Origin of the sequence: Streptomyces sp. NPDC102462, assembly GCF_044765425.1 — a bacterium.
GTDB lineage: Bacteria > Actinomycetota > Actinomycetes > Streptomycetales > Streptomycetaceae > Streptomyces.
Window position 1 is genome coordinate 1 of the sequence record NZ_JBIWKB010000037.1, and the last position, 18983, is coordinate 18983.

Consider the following 18983-nt stretch of genomic DNA (forward strand, 5'->3'; position numbering starts at 1 on the left):
GCATCGTGCGGCGGAGCACCGTTGGCGATCGTCCGCCGGTACATCGAGCAGCAAAAACGTCCGCTCTAAAAGTGCACGTCAGAGCAGTCTTGAGACGCATTCATCCCCGGCGTGAACGCCGGGGCTTTCTGCAAGGAACCCGGTAAAGCACCAAGTCAGCGCGCAGCTCCCGTTGTTCCGAAGACCACCGCCCGCGGCGGCCCGCGGTCCGACGAGCGAAGGGCGCCGGGGTGCGGCCTGTGGACCGGGCTTCTTCGGGTGCTCACAGGCGGGTGCCGTCCCGGTGCGCGACGATCAGGGCCATGTCGTCGTCGAGCCGGCCTCCCGCGTGTTCCCTGAGATCCGCGGAGATGCGCCGGACCAGCGGCACGGGCGCCTCGTCCGCCCAGGCGGCGAGGCGGGCGCAGAGCGGGTAGAAGACCCCGTGCTCGTCACGGGCCTCGCTGACTCCGTCCGTGTACAGCACCAGCCGGTCGCCGTGCTGGAAGGGATGGGTGACCGCAACGTACGCCGCCGCGGACAGGTCGCCGAGGCCGAGCGGCGGAGCGGGCTCGGGCACCGTCAGATGCCGCGCGGTGGCGCCGTGCAGCAGGACCGGCGGCGGATGCCCGCAGCTGATCAGCCGGACGACCGGTTCGTCGTCCGGGATCTCCACGATCACGGCGGTCACGAAGCGCTCGACGACGTCCTCCTCGGCCTGGGAGAACTCGGCGAGCCCCCAGGAGACCGCGTCTTCCATGTAGGAGACCAGGTCCGGCAGTGAGGTCGCGCGGTGGGCCGCGGCCCGGAAGGCTCCCAGCACGATCGCCGTGTCGCTGATCGAGGCCAGTCCCTTGCCGCGGACGTCCCCGATCAGCAGCCGGGTGGAACCGGCGCGGCGGGCCGCGGCGTACAGGTCGCCGCCGACGCGGGCGTCGGCCTCGGCGCTGCGGTACTCCGAGGCCAGCGAGACGGGTCCTGCCCGCTTGGGGAGCGGGCGCAGCACGACGCGCTGTGCCGCCTCCGACACCGAGCGCACCCGGAGCAGTTCCCGCTCGCGCCGCGCCCGCAGCCGGGTGAGGACGATGAGGAGGACGCAGAGTCCGGCGAGGGCCGCGAGTTCGACGAGGACGCTTTCGGTGGCCAGGGTGTGCCGTTCCAGACCGGCGACGACGAGGGCCAGCACGGCCAGCCCGCAGATCAGGGCCGTGGCGAGCGGACCCGCGCCGATGGCGGTGACCGCGCAGGCGACGACCAGCAGATGCGCGATGTGGACGTCGGGCGGCAGGAACGCGTCGGCCACCGGGATGGCCAGGATCACCAGCGCGGGGCCGAGCAGCCACCAGGAGACCACCGCCGTCCGGTCCTGGGACCGAAGGGCCCCGTCCGCCGTCGTGCAGATGGTCTCGGCGCTCATGGGCGTACTCCCCTGCGTAAGCGCTCCGCTGGGAATGCCACGATATGCCGTCGGTTCATCTGCGGCGCCGTCGTGGCCGGTCGCGCAGTTCCCCGCGCCCCTTCGGGGCGCTGCCGAACCGCAGCGGACTTCACTCGACCTGCTTAGTGCCACTCCACCACACCACATGGCCGTCCCCCGCGTCACCCCCGCCACGGGAGCGGGCGTCACAGGCCCACGTCACGCCCGCGGAGGTCGTCCAGGTTCTCGCGCCGGACCAGGAGCCGTGCGCGGCCCGCGCGCACGGCGACCACCGGCGGGCGGCCGACCATGTTGTAGCCGGAGGCCATGGACAGGTGGTAGGCGCCCGCCACCGGGACGGCGAGCAGGTCCCCGGCCCGCAGGTCGTCGGGCAGCGGGACGTCGGCGGCCAGGACGTCACCGGCCTCGCAGTGCCGGCCCACCACGGTCACCCGGGCCGTCGCCCGCGTCGTGCGCCGGCCGATCAGCCGGGGCGCGTACCGGGCACCGTACAGAGCGGGTCGTGGGTTGTCCCCCATGCCGCCGTCGACGGCGGCGAACGTGTGCCCGGCCGTGTGTTTGACGGACAGCACCCGGTACACGGCGACGCCCGCCGGGCCCACGACCGCCCGGCCCGGCTCGATGATCAGGCGGGGCACGGCCAGCCCCGCGGCCTCGCACGCCGCCGCCAGTTCGGTACGGATCGTGCGGGCCAGCGCGGTCAGGTCGAGGGCCCGGTCCCCGGGCCGGTAGGCGATGCCGTGCCCGCCGCCCAGGTCGAGTTCGGGCAGCACCAGACCGTGCCGCTCGTTGAGCCGCGCCATCAGCGCCACCAGGCGGCGCACCGCCCGCGCGTAGGGTTCGACGTCGGTGATCTGCGATCCGAGGTGGCAGTGCAGGCCGGTCAGTTCGAGCTGCGGCTGGTCGAGGATCCGGGCGATCGCCCGTTCGGCGCCGCCGTCCGCCATGGACAGCCCGAACTTCTGGTCGTCGGTCCCGGTACGGATCTTCTCGTGGCCGCCGGCGCTGATGCCGGGCACGACCCGCACCATCACCCGCTGCCGGCCGCCGGGTCCGACGGCGGCGGCCAGCCGGGCGATCTCCGAGGGGCCGTCGATGACGACGCGGCCGACCCCGAGGCGCAGCGCGGCCCGCAGGTCCGCCGGGGACTTGGCGTTGCCGTGCAGCACGATGCGTTCGGGCGGGAAGCCCGTGGTGACCGCGAGTTCCAGCTCGCCCGCCGAGCACACGTCGAGGCCCAGGTCCTCCTCGTCCACCCAGTGGATCATGGCGCGGCACAGGAACGCCTTGGCCGCGTAGAGGACTTCGGCGTCGGGGAAGACGTTCCGGTACGTGCGGCAGCGTTCGCGCACCTCGCTCTCGTCGAGCACGTAGACGGGCGTGCCGAAGCGTTCGGCCATCTCGGCCAGCGGCACCCCGCACACGGCGATGTCTCCGCGGTGCGGCTCGGTGCTCGACGCGGGCCACACCGCAAGGCCGGCGGCCGCCGGGGCGGTGGGTACGGGCTCGTCGACGACGCTCATCGGGGCACCGCCTGTGCGCCGGCCGTCAGCGCCGCGGTCAGGGGCGCCGGCGTCGCGGGGGCGAGCAAGGCGGGCGCGGGGGCCGGCGCGGAGAGCTGCGGGTCCACCGTGACGAGGGTGATGCCGAGCGGGGCGAGCAGCGCACGCAGCGCGGGTTCGGCCAGTTCGATCCACGCCTGCTCACGGCCGAGGGTCGCGGTCAGGCGCCGCGGCGAGGTGAAGCCCACAGCCGTGCGGCTGCCCAAGGGAGTGCGGAAGATCCGGAAGACACAGAGCGTGTCTCCCCGTGGTCCCGGCCGGACCGGGACGTACAGGCGTCCGGCCGGGTGCCGATCGGCGGGCTCGGGGTCGTCGTCCAGGAGTTCTGTCATGGGATGCCTCCGACGGGATCCGTGTTCGTGTGGGTCTGCTCGGCCGCCCCGGCCGTGGGGAGGCCGGGGTTCTGCGTCGACGTTATGCCCGGCCGTCGCGGCCTGCTGCATCCCATGACGCGACGCTGACGGGCGGCGGTCCAACGCTGACGGACCCCTGACACCGGCGGCGACGGCCGCGCCGGCACCTGCGGCAGTTGGCCCGCACGGGCACACCGCCGTCCTCCCTGCCCGGCCGTGGCACGGCTTGGCTACGATCAGCCCCGATGAACAGCCGGCACGAGGGATTGCGGGGCACGGCGGGACACGCGGTCCCGTTGTGGGCGCTGCGCTGTGCGGCGCTGCTCGCCGTGCTGATGTGGGTGCTCCCGGTGTGCACCGACGCCTCGCCCGGCGGGTCCCACGCGGTGGCCGCCGCCTCCGGTCAGGCCGTCACGGCGGTCGCCGGCGCGGCGGCAGCGGCCGAGGAGGCGGGCCACGTCTGCCCGGACGCGCGGCACCGGCCTGGCGTCGCGCACTGCCGGCTGGCGACCGGGGCCGTCCCGAACTCCGCTTCCCCCGTGCCGGTGCCGCGCCCGCGGACGGTGGACGTGTGCGCCGCGCGGGCGCCCGACGCGCCGCCGGGCCCCGTCCCCGCGGCCGGCCTCACGCACACACCCGGCATCCACCAACTCCAGGTTCAGCGGACGTAGCAGCGGCGCACCGCACCCCGCCGGACCCCCGGTCCGGCGCGCGTGCGCGCCCGCCATGCCTGCCGCGGCCCCGCAGCTCGCGCGGCCGCCCGCCACTCGAACCGCACCGCCGTGCCCCCATGGCACGGCGGGGACAAGGACATGCCATGGGATCGTCCCGAGCCAAAGCACAGCGCGCCGAACGCCGCGCGAAGATAGCGGAGATACGCCGTGCCCAGGCGGCGCGGGAGCGCCGCAACCGCATCGTCGCCTGGGCCTGCGGCGCAGCCGTCGTCGTCGGCGTGGCGGCCGGCGGCTGGTACCTCGTGGACCGCGACCAGGCGCGGAACGAGGCGGCGAAGGCCGCCGCCGCCGCGCCGGTCGACGGCGAGAAGACCTTCGATGACCTGAGCCGGAACCACGTCAGCACGCCGGTCGACTACAAGATGTCGCCGGCCGTCGGCGGGGACCACGACCAGGTCTGGATGAACTGCAACGGCGACGTCTACGACCGGGAGATCGACGAGACCAACGCCGTCCACTCGCTCGAACACGGCGCGGTCTGGGTCACGTACAACGACAAGGCGGCGGACGGCGACGTCGGCGACCTGGCCGAGAAGGTGCGGCGGACCCCGTACACGCTGATGAGCCCGTACGCCGGCCAGTCCGCTCCGATCATGCTGTCGGCCTGGGGGCGGCAGCTGTCCGTGGACTCCGCGTCGGATCCGCGGGTGGAGCGGTTCTTCACGAAGTACGTGCAGGGCGAGCAGACCCCGGAACCGGGTGCCGCCTGCACCGGAGGCACAGCGGCCTGACGGACGCCCCGGGCCGCACCGCCCGGCCGGGCGGTGCGGTCTCAGTGCGGGTGGGGTTCGTCGCGGTGGGCGGGGCCGTGGGGTGCCTCGCAGTGGCCGGGGCCGTCGGTCCGTTCGCCGGGGCGGGTGACGTGCAGGACGGATGCGGCGGCATGGTCGACCTGGAGGGTGGTGTGGGTGATGCCGTAGTCGCACCGCAGCAGTGCCTCCAGGTCCCGGCGGACGGCGTGGCAGTCGCCGTCCGGGTCGACCAGGACGTGCGCGGACAGGGCCGGCTGGCCCGAGGTGATCTGCCAGACGTGCAGGTCGTGGACCTCGGTGACGGACGGCCGGCCGGCGAGGGTGTCGCCCAGCAGGTCCGGGTCGACGTCGGCGGGGGCGGCCTCCAGGAAGATCCGGCCGGAATCGCGCAGCAGCCCGTACCCGGCCCTCGCCATCAGGGCGACGACGACGAGCGTGGCAAGCGCGTCGGCCCGCGCGAAGCCGGTGAGCACCACGATCAGGGCGGCGACCGCCGTGCCGATGAAGGCGAACAGGTCGTTGAGGATGTGCTGGTAGGCGCCCTCGACATTGAGGGAGGCCCGGTTGGCCTTGGAGATGCACCAGGTCGCGGCGATGTTCACGGCGATCCCGGCGAGCGCGGTGACCAGCATCGCACCGCCCTGCACCTGCGGTGGCGCGATCAGCCGGCGCACCGCCTCGTAGGCGAGCCAGGCACCGAGCAGCAGCAGGGTCAGCCCGTTGGCCTGGGCGGACAGGATCTCGGCCCGCTTCAGGCCGTAGGTGTAGCCGCCGCGCGCCGGGCGGGCGGCGAGCCGCATCGCGACGAGTGCGAGCACGATGGAGACGGCGTCGGTGAGCATGTGCGCCGCGTCCGAGATCAGCGCCAGGGAACGCGCGACGATGCCGACGGCGACCTCGGCGGCCATGAACACCGTGATCAGCGTGAGCGCGATGGCCAGCCAGCGGCGGTCGGCGTCCGCGGCCACCCCGTGCGCATGCCCCGCGTGGCCGCCCGCGCCGTGGTCGAGCCCCACGCCGTGGTCGTGCTCGCTCATCTCGTGTGCCTCCCCGTTCGCGACGGATGCCCGACTCGCAGTGAAACGCATGCGCGGGACAAACGCCAAAGACTGCACCGGTGACCGTTGTCATCTCCGTTAATGGCCCGCTGACCTGCGCAAACACCCGGCCTGGCCCGGGGCGCTCCAGGAGGCCGCCGCGGCGGTCGAACCGTCATGGGGGCCGGGGCGTCACAGGGACGACCGGCCGTCCTCCGAAGGGAGCACCCCCATGTACGCCGTACCCCGTGCCACCCGTTGCCCACTGTCCCGGCTCGTGCTCACCGCGGCGGTGCTGGGGGCGGCGACCGCGTGCGGCGGGCAGACCGTCCCGGTGGGGACAAAGCCCGCCGTCGCACCCGTGACCGGCTGGAAGGAGCCCTCCGCGTACACGTACACGCTGACGTCGACCGCGGGGGAACGGGCGCTGATCGGCACCTTCCGGGTGACCGTCCGCGACGGCGAGGTGGTGGACGCGGTCGGACTCGACGAGAGCGCCCGCCGCGTGGTGAAGCGGTCACCCGCCGTCGTACCCACCCTTCAGGACCTGCTCGCCGAACTCGACGGGGCACGGCGCGAGGGGGCCGCGACGGCCGAGGCGGACTTCGCGGCCGACGGACACCCGACGCGTATCGCGCTGGACCGGGAGAAGAACGCGGTCGACGACGAGGCCCTGTACGTCATCGGCGACTTCCGTCCCGGCCGTCCTTGACCGCACCACAGAGGACGGCGGTCCCAGGAGGCGGCCGTATCGGCAGGACGCCAGGTGTCAGGAGGGCGTCGGCGCCGGGCTCGGGCCCGTCCCGGACATGTGGACGATCGTGCCGCCGGTCCTGGTCCGGAACCGTTCCAGCGACTCCCGCTCGGCACTGATCACCCAGCGGGATCCCACCAGGAAGTCCCCCTGGTACATGGCCGCGGTGTCCAGCCAGGTCCGCTGGAACCGCTCCTCGGGGAAGGTGGTGATGAGGTAGTCGGCGCGCTCGGTGTGGCAGACGCCCTGCCGCAGCTCGTCCGCCTCGATCCGGATCTTGGCCGTGCAGTCGGTCAGGCGCGCGATGACCTCGACCTTCGCCGGCGCCACGACCTGGGCCTGCACCGCGGAGATCGCGGGGGTACCCGACGCCCCTGGCGGACGCGCCGCGTCGTCCTCGCCCCCGCCGCAGGCCGCGGACAGGGGCAGCAGGGCCACGCCTGCGGCGTAGGCGGCTGCGCGGACCAGACGGGCGAGGGAAGGGGTGCGGCCGGGGTGTGATCGCTGCTGCTGGGGCACGTCGCTCGCTCCGTTGGGGGCCGGCGTCGTCCGCGCGGCGGACGGACTGTCGAGGGGAGATACGGGCGCACACCGCTCTGCGTTCACCCGATGCGGTGATCGCACACATGTCGCCGTCCCCGCGCCGCGGGCCCGCCGCCCCGGCGGGCTTCCGGGCCGGTCACCGGCGCCGGCGCGGTGTCCCGGACGGCGCGGGGGCCGCGCCCGGCATGCCTCACCGGAACTTTATGCACATGATCGACTACGTTGTGTGCCCATGGTGGCTTGGTCGGTACGTCGCGAGCACCGGCCCGTGACACGGGCCGGAGCGGCACTGGTGGTGCTGCTCGCCGCGCTGGTCCACGTGCTCGGCTGCGCCCACGGCCCGGTCCCGGCGGGATCCGTACGGGCCGACACCCCCCTGCCGGCCGGGGCCGCCTGCGGCCAGGCGTCGCCGCCCTTCGCCGTACCGGTCACGCGTCCCGCGCCGCCCTCGGGGGACGACCTGGCGCAGTGCTGGGACACCGACGAGCCCACGGTCCAGCCGCCCCGGGACATCGCCTCGCCCGTCCCCGCCGTGGACGAGGCCGAGGCGACCACCGGCGGTGACGAAGCACTCCCCGCCGCGAGGACGGGCCCGCCCGCCGGTCCGGCGCCCGGACCGGCCACGGCCGGCCGGTCGAGAGCCCGCCTGGGCGTGTGGAGGTCCTGACCGGACCGCGAGCCGCGCGACGTGCCATGGCCCCGTGCCTGCCGCCGCGCCGCGCTCCGACCGACCGGACCCCCGCTCCTTCGAACCAGGCGGCCGGCACCTGAGCGTGTTCACCGGCCGCGGGAGAAGCACGCCATGCAGCAGCACGACGGCACACCGGTGCCGCAGTCCCCCGCCCAGCACTCACCCGTCCAGCACCGCCCCGTCCAGCACTCACCCGTCCCGTACGCGTCCGCGCCGCATTGCCCCGCGGGGCTGCTCGCCGACGCCAAGCATCCGCTGCACACCCCCGCAGGTCTCGTCGGCGACACCCCCGTCCTGTGGATCGGGGACCCCTTCACGGCCGCAGGGCGCGGCTTCTGGGCCAAGCTCGAAGGGCACAACCCCGGTGGCATCAAGGACCGCACCGCCCTGTACATGGTCCGCGCCGCCCGTGAGCGCGGCCGGCTGCTGCCGGGCGCCCGCATCGTCGAGTCGACGTCCGGCACCCTCGGCCTCGGTCTGGCCCTGGCCGGCGCGGCGTACGGCCACCCGGTCACCGTGGTCTCCGACCCTGGCATGGAGCCCCTGATGACGGGCCTGCTCACCGCCTACGGCGCCGAGGTCGACCTGGTCGGCGACCCGCATCCGGAAGGCGGCTGGCAGCAGGCCCGCCGCGACCGCGTCACCGAACTGCTCGCCGCCGACCCCGACGCCTGGTGCCCGGACCAGTACCACAACCCGGACAACGTGGCCGCCTACGCCCCGCTCGCCCACGAACTCGTCGCCCAACTCGGCCGTATCGACGCCCTGGTGGTGTCCGTGGGCACCGGTGGCCACTCCGCGGGCATCGCCTCCGTGCTGCGCGGCTTCTTCCCTGGGCTGCGCGTGGTCGGCGTGGACACCACCGGCTCCACCATCTTCGGCCAGCCCGCGGCGCCGCGTCTGATGCGCGGCCTGGGCAGCAGCATCTACCCGCGCAACGTCGCCTACGGCCTCTTCGACGAGGTGCACTGGGTGGCCGCGCCCGAGGCGGTGTGGGCCGCGCGCCGGCTGGCCCGGCACCACTACGCCACCGGCGGCTGGAGCGTGGGTGCGGTGGCCCTGGTCGCCCGCTGGCTGGCCCGCACCCTGCCCGCCGAGGACCGCATCGCCGCCGTCTTCCCCGACGGACCGCAGCGCTACGTCGGCACCGTCTTCGACGACGCCTACTGCCGGCGGCACGGTCTGCTCGGGCACCCGCCCGCCGACGAACCGGACGAGATCGGCGAGGCGGGCGAGCGGGCCGTCACCCGCTGGACGCGCTGCACCCATGTCACCGACCCGCTCGCGGGCGGCGGCCTCCCCCGGCTCTCGGGGGCCGCGCGATGAGGAACCTGTGGCGGCAGACCCGCTCCTTCCCGCCCGCCGTGAGGCTGCTGATGGCCAATCAGTTCGCCATCAACCTCGCCTTCTACATGCTCATGCCCTATCTGGCCGTCCATCTCTCCGGTGCGCTCGGTCTCGCCGCCTGGGCGGTGGGACTGGTGCTGGGCGTGCGGAACTTCTCCCAGCAGGGCATGTTCCTCATCGGCGGCACCCTCGCGGACCGCTACGGCTACAAGGCCCCGATCATGGCGGGCTGTCTGCTGCGCACGGTCGGTTTCGGACTGCTCGGCTGGGTCGACAACCTGCCCGCACTGGTCGTCGCCTCCGCGGCGACGGGGTTCGCGGGCGCGCTGTTCAATCCGGCCGTGCGCGCCTATCTCGCCGTGGAGGCGGGTGAGCGCCGGGTGGACGCGTTCGCCGTGTTCAACGTGCACTACCAGGCGGGCATGTTGCTCGGTCCGCTGGTCGGACTCGGCCTGCTGGCCACCGACTTCAGGCTGGTCGGCACGGCGGCGGCGGGCGTCTTCGGCGCGCTGACCCTGCTGCAGTGGCGCGCGTTGCCGGCCCGGCGCGACGCGGCGGCCGGCACCGGCGCGGGGCGCGAGGGGGTGCTGGCGCAGTGGCGCGGCGTGGTGGCCAACCGGCCGTTCCTGCTCTTCGCCACCGCCATGATCGGCTCGTACGTCCTGACGTTCCAGGTCTATCTGGCCCTCCCGCTGGCCGCCGCCGACGCCCTGGGCGCGGACGGCACGGCCGTCACCAGCGGCCTGTTCGTGGTGTCGGCGGCCGTCGCCGTGCTGGGCCAGCTCCGGCTCACCGGCTGGGCGAGGAAACGCTGGAGCGGCCATGAGGCACTGGTGCGCGGGCTCACGGCGATGGGGCTGGCGTTCGTGCCGCTGGCGCTCGTGCCGCACCGCGCCGCGGCGGCGGTGGTCGCCGCCCTGCTGACCGCGGTCGTGCTGCTGGCGGCGGGCGGCGCGGTCGTCTACCCCTTCGAGATGGACACCGTCGTCTCGCTCGCCGGCGACCGGCTGGTCGCCACCCACTACGGCCTCTACAACACCGTCTCCGGCCTGGGCATCACCCTCGGCAACCTCGCCACGGGGGCGCTGTGGGACTTCGCCGTACGGCACGACGCCCTCTGGCTCACCTGGGGCGCCCTGGCCGCGACGGGCCTCGGGTGCGCCGCCTCGATCGCCGCGCTCGCCCGTACCGGGCGGCTGACCGTACGGCAGCCGCAGCGGGTGACCGCCTGACCGGCGACTCGCCGCGTCATGTGAGCACCGGCGTGCGGGGCACCGGCTGCCCCGCACCCCGGTGCTCGCCGGGCCGTGAGCGGAGCTGTTCCCGGTCGCCGGTCAACCGCCGTGGAAGAAGGGAGCGTTCGGGCAGCGGTCTCGCCGGCGGGGTGGCCGGGGTGTTCGGCTACCGCCGGTTCACAGGGCCGCCAGCCAGCGCGCCGCAGCGGCGGGCCGGCCGAACCGGTGAGTCTTGAGCGGGGCGAACCTCGGGTCATGGACCCGTCGTTCGATCTCACGGTGACGGGCCCGGTGCTGGGACCAGGCCCACCAGGCGGGGTGCTGCCGCGTCAGCCAGTCCCGCCAGGTCTCCCTGTTGCCGGCGTAGACCACCTCGCGCATCACCGTGCGCCGCAGGGACCGGCGCAGGATGCGGGGCATCACGATCCTTCTCGGGTAGTCCAGCCAGAGGACGGTGTCCGCCCGCTCCCACATCAGGTCGCGGACCTCCGGGTAGCCGAGCGAGTCGAAGACCCAGCGGGGCTCGGCGGTGAGCGCCGCCACGTCCTCGGCCAGTGCGGCGTTCACGGACCAGCCGGGGCCGTCGAAGTACAGCGCGTCCATCTCGTGGTAGGGCAGCCCCAGTCGGTCGCTCACCGCCCGGGCGAGCGTGGATTTTCCCGCACCGGTGACACCCACCACCAGAATCCGCCGCATACCGGCACTCTACTCACCGTGGTGCGACGGTCGTTCGGCTGCCCGAGCGTTGTGGCTGGGCGCGCAGTTCCCCGCGCCCCTTTGGGGGCGCCGCAGCACAGCCGGGCCCGCGAGGACACCCCTCTCGCGAGGATCGCTCGGCTATCGGACGGTGCTTTTCGGGGGGCGCTCGCGCAGTGCGCCGTATCCGATGAAGTACGCGGGCAGCCGGCGCAGCAGCCGGGAGTCGGCGAGCAGACCGGCCACACGCCGGGCCCTGCGCACATCGCCGAGGGGCGGGCGGCCCTCCAGGACGGGGGCGATGAGGCGTGCGTGGGCCAGGCGTTGCAGCCCCTGGGTGGCGACGGTGGTGGGACGGCGGCGGCGCTGGACGGCGCGCACGTCGTGCAGGCCCACGGTGCCGCGGCGCAGCGGCCCGACCAGATGACGCGCGGCGGCCACGGCGTCCTCGACGGCGAGGTTGATGCCGATGCCGAAGACCGGGGACATCGCGTGGGCGGCATCGCCGATGCACAGCAGACCGGGCCGGTGCCAGCGGCGCAGCCGGTCCAGGCGGACGTCGAGGAGCCTGACCTCGTCCCAGGAGCGCAGCCGGCCGACGCGGTCCGTCATCCAGGGGGCGGCGGCGGCGTACTCGGCGCGGAAGCGGTCGAGTCCGGCGGCGCGGCGGCGGGCGTCGGAGCCCTTGGGGATGAGGGCGGCGCACTGCCAGTAGTCCCCGCGGTCGATCATCGCGGTCAGGAAGCGGTCGCCCGCGGCACCGACGAGTCCGCGCGGATCGCCCTCATGCCGGGGCAGCCGGAACCACCAGGCGTCCATCGGGCAGCGGTAGCGGCGCAGCCCTAGCTCCGGCCGGGAGCGGGCCAGGGAGCCGCGGCCGTCGCAGGCGACGGTGAGCAGGGCGCGCAGCTCTCCGTGGCGGCCGTCCCGGGTGCGGTAGCGGACGCCGGTCACCCGGCCGCGCTCGACCAGGAAGGACTCGGCCTCGGTGCCCATCCGCAGCCGGAAGGCGGGTTCGCGCCGGGCCTCGTCGGCGAGCAGGTCCAGGAGGTCCCACTGGGGCACCATGGCCACGTAGTTGTACGGGCCGCGCAGCACCGCGAGGTCGGCGACCGTGACCTGGGACCGGCCGGCCCCGACGGGCATCTGGACGGTGTGCACCCGGCGCTGCGGGAGCCGGGCGAACCTCTCGGCCAGGCCCAGGTCGTCCAGCAGGGCGAGCGTCGAGGGGTGCACGGTGTCGCCGCGGAAGTCACGCAGGAAGTCGTCGTGCTTCTCCAGGACCGTCACCTCGACGCCGGCCCGGGCCAGCAGCAGGGCGAGCACCATGCCCGCGGGACCGCCGCCGACGACACAACATGTGGTCCGTTCCATCACGGCCCTGCCTTTCCGGAGAGCAGCGGTTGGCCACCAGTAATTCATCACGCAGTGAATAGTGTACTCGCCGGACCCCCGCCACGGCATCCCGAAGGAGCCGGATCCCGGTGGCGGACGCGCGCCCGCCACCGGGATCCGGCTCCGCCTACTCCGGCGTGGGCGCGGTCAGTCGCCGGGCACGGCCGGGCGCGGGTGGCGCGGTGCCAGCTCCGTCTCGATCAGCCGGTTCAGATGGCGGCGGGCGTCCTGAGTGGTCAACGGCGGTGCCTGCCGCAGCCGTTGGAGGGCGAGCCCGTCGGCGAGGGCGGCGAAGCGAACCGTGAAACCGTCGATGTCGGCGCAGTCCGCGTCGCCGTCGGCGACGGCGCGTGCGGCCAGGGCCCGGATCTGCTCGTGCCAGTCCCGGTAGCGGTCCGCCTGCCCGCGGGCGAACGGCTGGTCGCGGTCCTGCTCGCCGGCGTTCCAGTACTCGAACCACATCCGCCAGTGGCGGTCGGTGTCCTCGGTGAACAGGGCGTCCACCAGCAGCCGCAGCGCCTCCGCTCCGCTGGTCGCGGCCTCGGCGGCCCGGCTGAGAGCCGCGTAGTAGCCCTCGATGTGCAGGACCATCGCCTCGGAGAGGATTTCCTGGACGCTGCCGAAGTGGTAGGTGACGGTGCCGACGGACACCCCGGCCGCGGCCGCCACGTCCCGGACACCCACCGACCCGTAGCCGCGTTCGGCGATCAGCGGGACGGCCGCCTCGACGATGAGGCGGCGGCGCACCTCGGTGGGCTGCCGGGTGCGGTCGGCGGCGGCCACGGCACGGCGCGGGGTCCTGGCCGCCGTCATCCGGACGTCCGCAAGGTGGTGTGGTGCCAGGCGCGCTTGGCCACTGTCTCTCCGTTCGCCCGTGCCTCGATGTGGCTGTCCATGATGAACTCGGTGGCCGTGGCCCGCAGTCCGGTCCGGGCGACCACCTCGGCCCGCCAATCCTCGCCGCGGGTGAGCCGGATCGTCCACTCGGAGACGGCACGGGCGGACAGCGGGTCCGTCTCGCGGATCCGGTAGGTCTCGCGGGCGCTCTCCTCGTACTTCAGGCCGTCCGGATAGGTCCGCGAGCCGCCGTAGTCCGGATCGACCTGGAGGGTCCACTCCCCCGCCGCCACGTCCCGGGTGACGAGGCGTTCGGGGCGCCGTACGGCCGGCCGGTCGTGGGTCACGGGCAGCGGCGGTGCCTGCTCGGGTTCCTCGAACCGGATCGGCGGCTCCTGCCCCACGGCGCGCACCGGCAGCAGCAGGCTGCTGCGGGCGGGGAGCACGGTCAGCTCGCCGCGTTCGCCGTGCGGCCATACCCAGGGCCAGTACGCGTCGCTGACGGCGACCCGGATACAGTGGCCGGGCGGGAACGCGTAGCCGATGCCGGTGAGTTCGATCTCGACGTCCTCGTGCGTTCCCGGATTCCAGTCGTCGGCGCGGTCCCGGCCGTTGCGGCTGAGCAGGTTGAGCACGCCGCGGGTGACGAGGGTGGAGGAGCCGTCGGGGGCGACGTCGCACAGCCGGACGACGACATGGGCGCGCGGCATGGCGCTGTCGAGGCGGAGCCGGACCCGCGGGCGGCCCAGGATCTCCACGCGTTCGTCCAGCGGCGCCGTGTCGAAGCAGACCGAACGCCCGTCCTCCTCGCGCTGGTCGGGCGGCAGATCGCCCGCGTTGCCGAACGGGAAGAACCGGCCGGCGTCCACGCCGGTGTGCAGCGGGGAGCGGACGGTGACGGGCGCGGTGTCCGCTCCGAGCGGGCGGGCGTGCCAGGTGACCCTCGGCGACGGCCAGGCGTCGTCGCCGACCCAGCGGCCCGGCATCACGTCGTAGGTCGTGGCGGGCGGTACCGGGTCGTTGATCCAGGTCCGCAGCAGCGGTTCGGCCATCACCCCGGTGTCCCGGTCCTTCAGGTGCTGGTCCCACCAGCGCAGGGTCTCCTGGAGGAAGCCGATGGCGGGGCCGGGCGGCAGTTCCCGGTCCGGGTACTGGTGCGACCAGGGGCCGATCAGGCCGCGGACCCGGTCGTGCGGCAGGTGCTCCACCAGCCGCAGCACCGTGTCCCGGTAGGGGTCGTGCCAGCCGCCGACGGCGAGGACCGCGGCGTCGATGGCGCCGTAGTCCTCGCAGACGCTGCCGTGCCGCCAGTAGGCGTCGCGTTCCTGGTGGGCGAGCCAGGTGTGCAGCAGCGGTTCGAGGGCGTCGAGGCGTTCGCGCCACATCGGCAGCCACCTCTCGGCGCCGACCACGGCCGGGTCCGGCGGCCGGGACGCGAAGGCGAGCATGGTGCCGGCCCAGGCGGCCATGTCGATGCCGAGGACGGCGCCGCCGGTGTAGTGCACGTCGTTGTCGTAGCGGTCGTCGGTGGAGCAGACGGTGACGATCGCCTTCAGCGGCTCGGGGGCCAGGGCCGCGATCTGCAGGGCGTTGAAGCCGCCCCAGGAGATGCCGAACATGCCGACGCGGCCGGTGCACCAGGGCTGGGCGGCCAGCCATTCCACGACGTCCACGCCGTCGGCGAGTTCCCGGGCGTCGTACTCGTCGCCCGGCGTGCCCTCGCTGTCGCCGTGGCCGCGGATGTCGACGCGTACGGAGGCGTAGCCGTGACCCGCGTACCAGGGGTGGCGCTGGGCGTCGCGGGGCGCGGTCCAGTCGCTCTTGCGGTAGGGCAGGTATTCCAGGAGCGCGGGCACGGGGTCGCGTTCGGCGTCGGCGGGCCGCCAGACGCGGGCGTGCAGCCGGGTGCCTTCCCGGGTGGGGATCCACAGGTCCTCGCTCACGACCCGGCGCTCGAAGTGTGCGCGGTACTTCACGCGGCTCCTTCCGTTTCCTCGGCCGCGGCGGCGGCCGCTTCGTGGGGTTCTGGGGTCACCGGGTGCCAGGGGCGCACCCGGTGCCAGTCGCCCAGGTCCGTCCACGCGTCGTCCGGTGCGGCGGCGTCCTTCCAGTCCGGGGCCGCGTCCGGTGTGCGGCCGGCGCGCGGCCGGGCGTCCGGGTCGGGTTCGAGGGCTGCGGCCATCAGCTGACGCGTGTAGGGGTGGCCGGGGGCGGCGAACACGGCCTCGGTGGGCCCTTCCTCGACCACCACGCCGTGCCGCAGTACGAGGACCCGGTCGGCGATGCCCCGTACGACGGCCAGGTCGTGGCTGATGAACAGGCAGGCCAGCTCGTGTTCTCGGCGCAGGTCGTCCAGCAGGCGCAGCACGTCGGCCTGTACGGAGACGTCGAGGGCGGTGGTGATCTCGTCGGCGATCAGCACGTCGGGGCGGCCGGCGAGGGCGCGGGCGATGCCGATGCGCTGGCGCTGGCCGCCGGAGAGCTGGGCGGGCAGCCGGTCGGCCAGGGCCGGGTCGAGGCGTACGTCGGCGATGAGGGTCCTGGCGCGGTCCGCGGCCTCGGCGCGGTGGGCGGCCGTGCCGAACAGGCGCAGCGGGTGGCGGATCGCGTCGCCGACCGAGCGGCGCGGGTTGAGGGAGGTGTCGGCGTTCTGGAAGACGAGCTGGACCCGGCGGCGCAGTTCGCGCGGTCGGTCGCGGGCGGGGCGGGCGAGGTCGCCGGCCGGGTGGGTCATGGTGCCGCCGGACGGGGTGCGCAGTCCGGCGAGCGCCCAGGCGAGGGTGGACTTGCCGCTGCCGGACTCGCCGACCAGGGCGAGGACTTCGCCGCGCCGCACGTCGAAGGAGACGCCGTGCACGGCGCGGGTCGTGCCGTAGTCGATGGTGACGTCCCGTGCGGTGACGGCGACCGGGGCGTCGGCGGGCACGGCGCTCCTCTGCCGCACCTCCCGTTCGCCGTCCTCGCCGGCCCGCGCGAGCCCGGTGTCGTCGAGGCGCGGCACGCTGGCCAGCAGACGGCGGGTGTAGGGATCGCGGGGCGCGGCGAACAGCCGGCGGGTGGGTGCCGACTCGACGACGCGGCCGGAGCGCAGCACGGTCACCTCGTCGGCGGTGTGGGCGACGACGCCGAGGTCGTGGCTGACCAGTACGGCGGCCAGGCCGAGTTCGTCGCGCAGGGCGCCGATCAGGTCGAGGACGCCGCGCTGGGTGACGACGTCCAGGCCGGTGGTGGGTTCGTCCAGGACGAGGACCTTGGGGCGGGCGGCGATGGCCATGGCGATGGCGACGCGTTGCTGCTGGCCGCCGGAGAGTTCGTGCGGGTAGCGGCGGGCGAGTTCGGCGGGGCGGGGCAGCCGCACCTGGTCGAGCAGTTCGGTCACGGGCACGTCGCCGCCGGCCTCGGCGATCTGCCGGCCGATGCGCATGGTCGGGGTCAGGGCGTGGCCGGCGTTCTGTGCGACCAGGGCGACGGTGCCGGCGCGCAGCCGCCGCAACTGCCGGGCGGGCAGGGCGAAGACGTCCGATCCGGCCACGGTCACCGAGCCGCCGGTGATCCGTGAGCCGTGCCGCAGATGCCCCAGCAGGGTGGCGGCCACGGTCGACTTGCCGCTGCCGGACTCGCCGACCAGGGCGAGGGTACGCCCGGGGGCGACCTCGAAGGACACCTCGTGGGCGACGGGTATGTCCCGGCCGTCCGCGCGGTAGGCGACCGAGAGGGCGCGGACGCGGACGACGGGGGCGGTGGCCCGGTCGGCGGGCGGCGCGGCGGAGACGGTCGAGGTCATCGGGTGCCCTTTCTGATCCGGTCGACGCCCCATGCCTTGGACAGGCCGTCGGCGGCGAGGTTGAGCCCGACGACGAGGGTGGCCAGGGCGATGATCGGCGCCAGGCTCGCCAGCGGGACGACGGTGATGGCGGTGCGGTTCTCGGCGACCATGAGCCCCCAGTCGGGGGTCGGCGGCGCGGCGCCGAAGCCGAGGAAGGACAGCGAGGAGATCAGCAGCACCACCCAGGAGGCCCGCATGGCGAACTCCACGCAGACCACGTCGACGATGTTCGGCAGGACCTCGCGGCGCAGGATCGACCAGGTTCCCTCGCCGCGGGCGCGGGCCGCGGTGACGTAGTCGGCGGGTACGACGGCGAGCGCGGCGCCGCGGATCACGCGGACGACCTGGGGGACGTAGACGACGGCGACGGCGAGGACGATGACCGCGGGGCCGGTGCCCAGCGCGGTGACGACGACGAGCAGGGCGAGGATCGACGGCACCGACAGGACGGCGTCCAGCACCCGGCCGAGCAGGTCGTCGAACCAGCCGCCGCGCAGGGCCGCCGCACAGCCGATGACCGTGCCGAGGGCGACGGTGAGCACGGTCGCGGCGGCCGACACGCCGAGCGCGTAGCGGCCGCCGTGCAGCACCCGGGTCAGCACGTCGCGCCCGTACTGGTCGGTGCCCGCCCAGTGGTGCCCGCCCGGGCCGAGCAGCGCCTGCCCCGCGTCGCTCGCTACCGGGTCGTAGGAGGTCAGGAGCGGGGCGAGCAGGGCGATCAGGACGTGGACGGCGACGACGGCGAGGCCGATGACGGCGGTGCGTGAGGAGCGCAGGGTGTGCCAGGCGCGGACCGCGCGGGCGGCGGCGGTCGCGGGTGCGGCGGGCGCCGGTGTGTCGAGGGTGGTCATCGGGTCCTCCCACGGGTGCGCAGCTTGGGGTCGAGGGCCATGGCGCCGAGGTCGGCGGCGAGGTTGCACAGGGTGTAGACGACGGCGCTGACGAGGGCGACGGCCTGGATGACGGGCAGGTCGCGGTTCTGCACGGAGGACAGCATCAGCTTGCCGATGCCGGGGTAGTTGAAGACGTTCTCGACGACGGCGACGCCGCCGACCAGCCAGGCCACGTTGAGCGCGATGACGTGCAGGGTGGGCAGCAGGGCGCTGGGCAGCGCGTGCCGGGTGACCACCCGCCAGGAGGACAGGCCCTTGAGGCGGGCCGTGGTCACGTACTCGCTCGCCATCACGTCGATCACGGAGGTGCGGGCCATCCGGACGATGTACGCGGCCATCACCACGGCGAGCGCGAGGGCGGGCAGCCACACCGCGGGCAGGAGTTGGCCGACGCTCGCGTCGGGGCCGTAGAGCACCACGGCCGGGAACCAGGGCAGGGCGATGGAGAAGCACAGCACCAGCACGGTGGCGACGACGAATTCGGGCACGCTCATGCCGACCAGGCTGACGGTGGAGATGAGGTGGTCGGGCCAGCGGTCCCGGTACAGGCCCGCGACGACGCCGAGCACGAGGGAGCCGGTCACCGCGAAGAGGACGGTGACGCCCGCGATCAGCGCGGAGTTGCCGAGGTGGGCGGCGACCTCGCCGCCGACGGGCCGCTGGGAGACGAGCGAGGTGCCGAAGTCGCCGTGCAGGGCGCCCCCCATCCAGTCGAGGTAGCGTTCCCAGGCGGGCCGGTCCAGGCCGAGTCCGGTGCGCAGGGCGGCCACCGCGTCGGGGGTGGCGTCCTTGCCGAGGATCTGCCCGGCGACATCGCCGGGCAGGGCCTGCACGGCGAGGAAGACGAGCACGGAGGAGAGGAACAGGGTGCCCACGGCGGCGAAGACGCGCCGGGCGAGGAACGCGAGCAT

Annotated in this window: 18 protein-coding genes; 6 read left to right on the forward strand and 12 right to left on the reverse strand. The window is 74.4% G+C overall.

Annotated features, from left to right (window positions below; translation table 11 throughout):
- Positions 1 to 262: 262 nt before the first annotated feature.
- From ACIRFL_RS27790 to ACIRFL_RS27800, 3 genes are all read right to left on the reverse strand, one after another.
- Positions 263 to 1396, reverse strand: a complete 1134-nt coding sequence (locus ACIRFL_RS27790) for a PP2C family protein-serine/threonine phosphatase (protein ID WP_404033672.1) — start codon at positions 1394 to 1396, stop codon at positions 263 to 265.
- Positions 1397 to 1602: 206 nt separating this feature from the next.
- Positions 1603 to 2940, reverse strand: coding sequence for a diaminopimelate decarboxylase (gene lysA, locus ACIRFL_RS27795; protein ID WP_404033674.1), 1338 nt, complete (start codon positions 2938 to 2940; stop codon positions 1603 to 1605).
- Positions 2937 to 3311, reverse strand: coding sequence for an SAV_915 family protein (locus ACIRFL_RS27800; RefSeq protein WP_404033676.1), 375 nt, complete (start codon positions 3309 to 3311; stop codon positions 2937 to 2939). Before ACIRFL_RS27800 ends, lysA begins: the two co-directional genes overlap by 4 nt.
- A 266-nt stretch (positions 3312 to 3577) precedes the next feature.
- Here ACIRFL_RS27800 and ACIRFL_RS27805 point away from each other — a divergent pair, with 266 nt between their 5' ends.
- A complete protein-coding gene (locus ACIRFL_RS27805) occupies positions 3578 to 4003 on the forward strand; it encodes a hypothetical protein (protein ID WP_404033678.1) in 426 nt (141 codons plus the stop codon).
- A gap of 146 nt (positions 4004 to 4149) precedes the next feature.
- Positions 4150 to 4797, forward strand: a complete 648-nt coding sequence (locus ACIRFL_RS27810) for a DUF3105 domain-containing protein (protein WP_404033680.1) — start codon at positions 4150 to 4152, stop codon at positions 4795 to 4797.
- A gap of 41 nt (positions 4798 to 4838) precedes the next feature.
- Here ACIRFL_RS27810 and ACIRFL_RS27815 read toward each other — a convergent pair whose 3' ends face one another.
- Positions 4839 to 5855 (reverse strand): cation diffusion facilitator family transporter, encoded by a 1017-nt coding sequence (locus ACIRFL_RS27815; protein ID WP_404033682.1) that lies wholly within the window; start codon positions 5853 to 5855, stop codon positions 4839 to 4841.
- 232 nt (positions 5856 to 6087) lie between these two features.
- On the opposite strand from ACIRFL_RS27815, the gene ACIRFL_RS27820 reads away from it, so the two are divergent.
- A complete protein-coding gene (locus ACIRFL_RS27820; protein WP_404033684.1) occupies positions 6088 to 6567 on the forward strand; it encodes a DUF6174 domain-containing protein in 480 nt (159 codons plus the stop codon).
- Between the two features lie 57 nt (positions 6568 to 6624).
- Here the strand turns inward: ACIRFL_RS27820 and ACIRFL_RS27825 are convergent, their stop codons facing one another.
- Positions 6625 to 7128, reverse strand: coding sequence for a hypothetical protein (locus ACIRFL_RS27825; RefSeq protein WP_404033686.1), 504 nt, complete (start codon positions 7126 to 7128; stop codon positions 6625 to 6627).
- A gap of 256 nt (positions 7129 to 7384) precedes the next feature.
- Between ACIRFL_RS27825 and ACIRFL_RS27830 the strand changes: the two genes are divergently transcribed.
- The 3 genes from ACIRFL_RS27830 (at position 7385) to ACIRFL_RS27840 (ending at position 10422) form a co-directional block, all read left to right on the forward strand.
- On the forward strand, positions 7385 to 7819 hold the full coding sequence (locus ACIRFL_RS27830) for a hypothetical protein (RefSeq protein ID WP_404033688.1): 435 nt from the start codon (positions 7385 to 7387) through the stop codon (positions 7817 to 7819).
- 135 nt (positions 7820 to 7954) lie between these two features.
- A complete protein-coding gene (locus tag ACIRFL_RS27835) occupies positions 7955 to 9169 on the forward strand; it encodes a PLP-dependent cysteine synthase family protein (RefSeq protein ID WP_404033690.1) in 1215 nt (404 codons plus the stop codon).
- Positions 9166 to 10422 carry an MFS transporter gene (locus tag ACIRFL_RS27840; protein WP_404033692.1) on the forward strand — a complete coding sequence of 419 codons (1257 nt, stop codon included), beginning with the start codon at positions 9166 to 9168 and terminating at the stop codon, positions 10420 to 10422. The genes ACIRFL_RS27835 and ACIRFL_RS27840 overlap by 4 nt, the downstream gene beginning before the upstream one ends.
- Positions 10423 to 10602: 180 nt before the next feature.
- Here ACIRFL_RS27840 and ACIRFL_RS27845 read toward each other — a convergent pair whose 3' ends face one another.
- The 7 genes from ACIRFL_RS27845 to ACIRFL_RS27875 all read right to left on the reverse strand — a co-directional run bounded on the left by ACIRFL_RS27845 (position 10603) and on the right by ACIRFL_RS27875 (position 18983).
- Positions 10603 to 11121 (reverse strand): adenylate kinase, encoded by a 519-nt coding sequence (locus tag ACIRFL_RS27845; protein ID WP_404033694.1) that lies wholly within the window; start codon positions 11119 to 11121, stop codon positions 10603 to 10605.
- A 141-nt stretch (positions 11122 to 11262) separates the two neighbouring features.
- Positions 11263 to 12495 carry an FAD-dependent oxidoreductase gene (locus tag ACIRFL_RS27850; RefSeq protein WP_404033696.1) on the reverse strand — a complete coding sequence of 411 codons (1233 nt, stop codon included), beginning with the start codon at positions 12493 to 12495 and terminating at the stop codon, positions 11263 to 11265.
- Between the two features lie 168 nt (positions 12496 to 12663).
- Entirely contained in the window at positions 12664 to 13329 is a 666-nt protein-coding gene (locus ACIRFL_RS27855; protein WP_404033698.1) for a TetR/AcrR family transcriptional regulator, read from the reverse strand.
- Entirely contained in the window at positions 13326 to 15329 is a 2004-nt protein-coding gene (locus tag ACIRFL_RS27860; protein ID WP_404033700.1) for a CocE/NonD family hydrolase, read from the reverse strand. Before ACIRFL_RS27860 ends, ACIRFL_RS27855 begins: the two co-directional genes overlap by 4 nt.
- A complete protein-coding gene (locus ACIRFL_RS27865; RefSeq protein WP_404033702.1) occupies positions 15326 to 17137 on the reverse strand; it encodes a dipeptide ABC transporter ATP-binding protein in 1812 nt (603 codons plus the stop codon). Before ACIRFL_RS27865 ends, ACIRFL_RS27860 begins: the two co-directional genes overlap by 4 nt.
- The gene (locus ACIRFL_RS27870) at positions 17134 to 18030 is read right to left on the reverse strand and encodes an ABC transporter permease (protein WP_404033704.1); all 897 of its coding nucleotides are present in this window, start codon (positions 18028 to 18030) and stop codon (positions 17134 to 17136) included. The genes ACIRFL_RS27865 and ACIRFL_RS27870 overlap by 4 nt, the downstream gene beginning before the upstream one ends.
- Positions 18027 to 18983: an ABC transporter permease gene (locus tag ACIRFL_RS27875; RefSeq protein WP_404033706.1), complete on the reverse strand. Its 957-nt coding sequence runs from the start codon at positions 18981 to 18983 to the stop codon at positions 18027 to 18029. The genes ACIRFL_RS27870 and ACIRFL_RS27875 overlap by 4 nt, the downstream gene beginning before the upstream one ends.

What these genes read in the sequence shown, in the direction of transcription:
- ACIRFL_RS27790 (WP_404033672.1), bottom strand. Translation starts at nt 1,396, where the DNA reads ATGAGCGCCGAGACCATCTGCACGACGGCGGACGGGGCCCTTCGGTCC.
- lysA (WP_404033674.1), bottom strand. Translation starts at nt 2,940, where the DNA reads ATGAGCGTCGTCGACGAGCCCGTACCCACCGCCCCGGCGGCCGCCGGC.
- ACIRFL_RS27800 (WP_404033676.1), bottom strand. Translation starts at nt 3,311, where the DNA reads ATGACAGAACTCCTGGACGACGACCCCGAGCCCGCCGATCGGCACCCG.
- ACIRFL_RS27805 (WP_404033678.1), top strand. Translation starts at nt 3,578, where the DNA reads ATGAACAGCCGGCACGAGGGATTGCGGGGCACGGCGGGACACGCGGTC.
- ACIRFL_RS27810 (WP_404033680.1), top strand. Translation starts at nt 4,150, where the DNA reads ATGGGATCGTCCCGAGCCAAAGCACAGCGCGCCGAACGCCGCGCGAAG.
- ACIRFL_RS27815 (WP_404033682.1), bottom strand. Translation starts at nt 5,855, where the DNA reads ATGAGCGAGCACGACCACGGCGTGGGGCTCGACCACGGCGCGGGCGGC.
- ACIRFL_RS27820 (WP_404033684.1), top strand. Translation starts at nt 6,088, where the DNA reads ATGTACGCCGTACCCCGTGCCACCCGTTGCCCACTGTCCCGGCTCGTG.
- ACIRFL_RS27830 (WP_404033688.1), top strand. Translation starts at nt 7,385, where the DNA reads ATGGTGGCTTGGTCGGTACGTCGCGAGCACCGGCCCGTGACACGGGCC.
- ACIRFL_RS27835 (WP_404033690.1), top strand. Translation starts at nt 7,955, where the DNA reads ATGCAGCAGCACGACGGCACACCGGTGCCGCAGTCCCCCGCCCAGCAC.
- ACIRFL_RS27840 (WP_404033692.1), top strand. Translation starts at nt 9,166, where the DNA reads ATGAGGAACCTGTGGCGGCAGACCCGCTCCTTCCCGCCCGCCGTGAGG.
- ACIRFL_RS27845 (WP_404033694.1), bottom strand. Translation starts at nt 11,121, where the DNA reads ATGCGGCGGATTCTGGTGGTGGGTGTCACCGGTGCGGGAAAATCCACG.
- ACIRFL_RS27850 (WP_404033696.1), bottom strand. Translation starts at nt 12,495, where the DNA reads ATGGAACGGACCACATGTTGTGTCGTCGGCGGCGGTCCCGCGGGCATG.
- ACIRFL_RS27855 (WP_404033698.1), bottom strand. Translation starts at nt 13,329, where the DNA reads ATGACGGCGGCCAGGACCCCGCGCCGTGCCGTGGCCGCCGCCGACCGC.
- ACIRFL_RS27865 (WP_404033702.1), bottom strand. Translation starts at nt 17,137, where the DNA reads ATGACCTCGACCGTCTCCGCCGCGCCGCCCGCCGACCGGGCCACCGCC.
- ACIRFL_RS27870 (WP_404033704.1), bottom strand. Translation starts at nt 18,030, where the DNA reads ATGACCACCCTCGACACACCGGCGCCCGCCGCACCCGCGACCGCCGCC.
- ACIRFL_RS27875 (WP_404033706.1), bottom strand. Translation starts at nt 18,983, where the DNA reads ATGCTCGCGTTCCTCGCCCGGCGCGTCTTCGCCGCCGTGGGCACCCTG.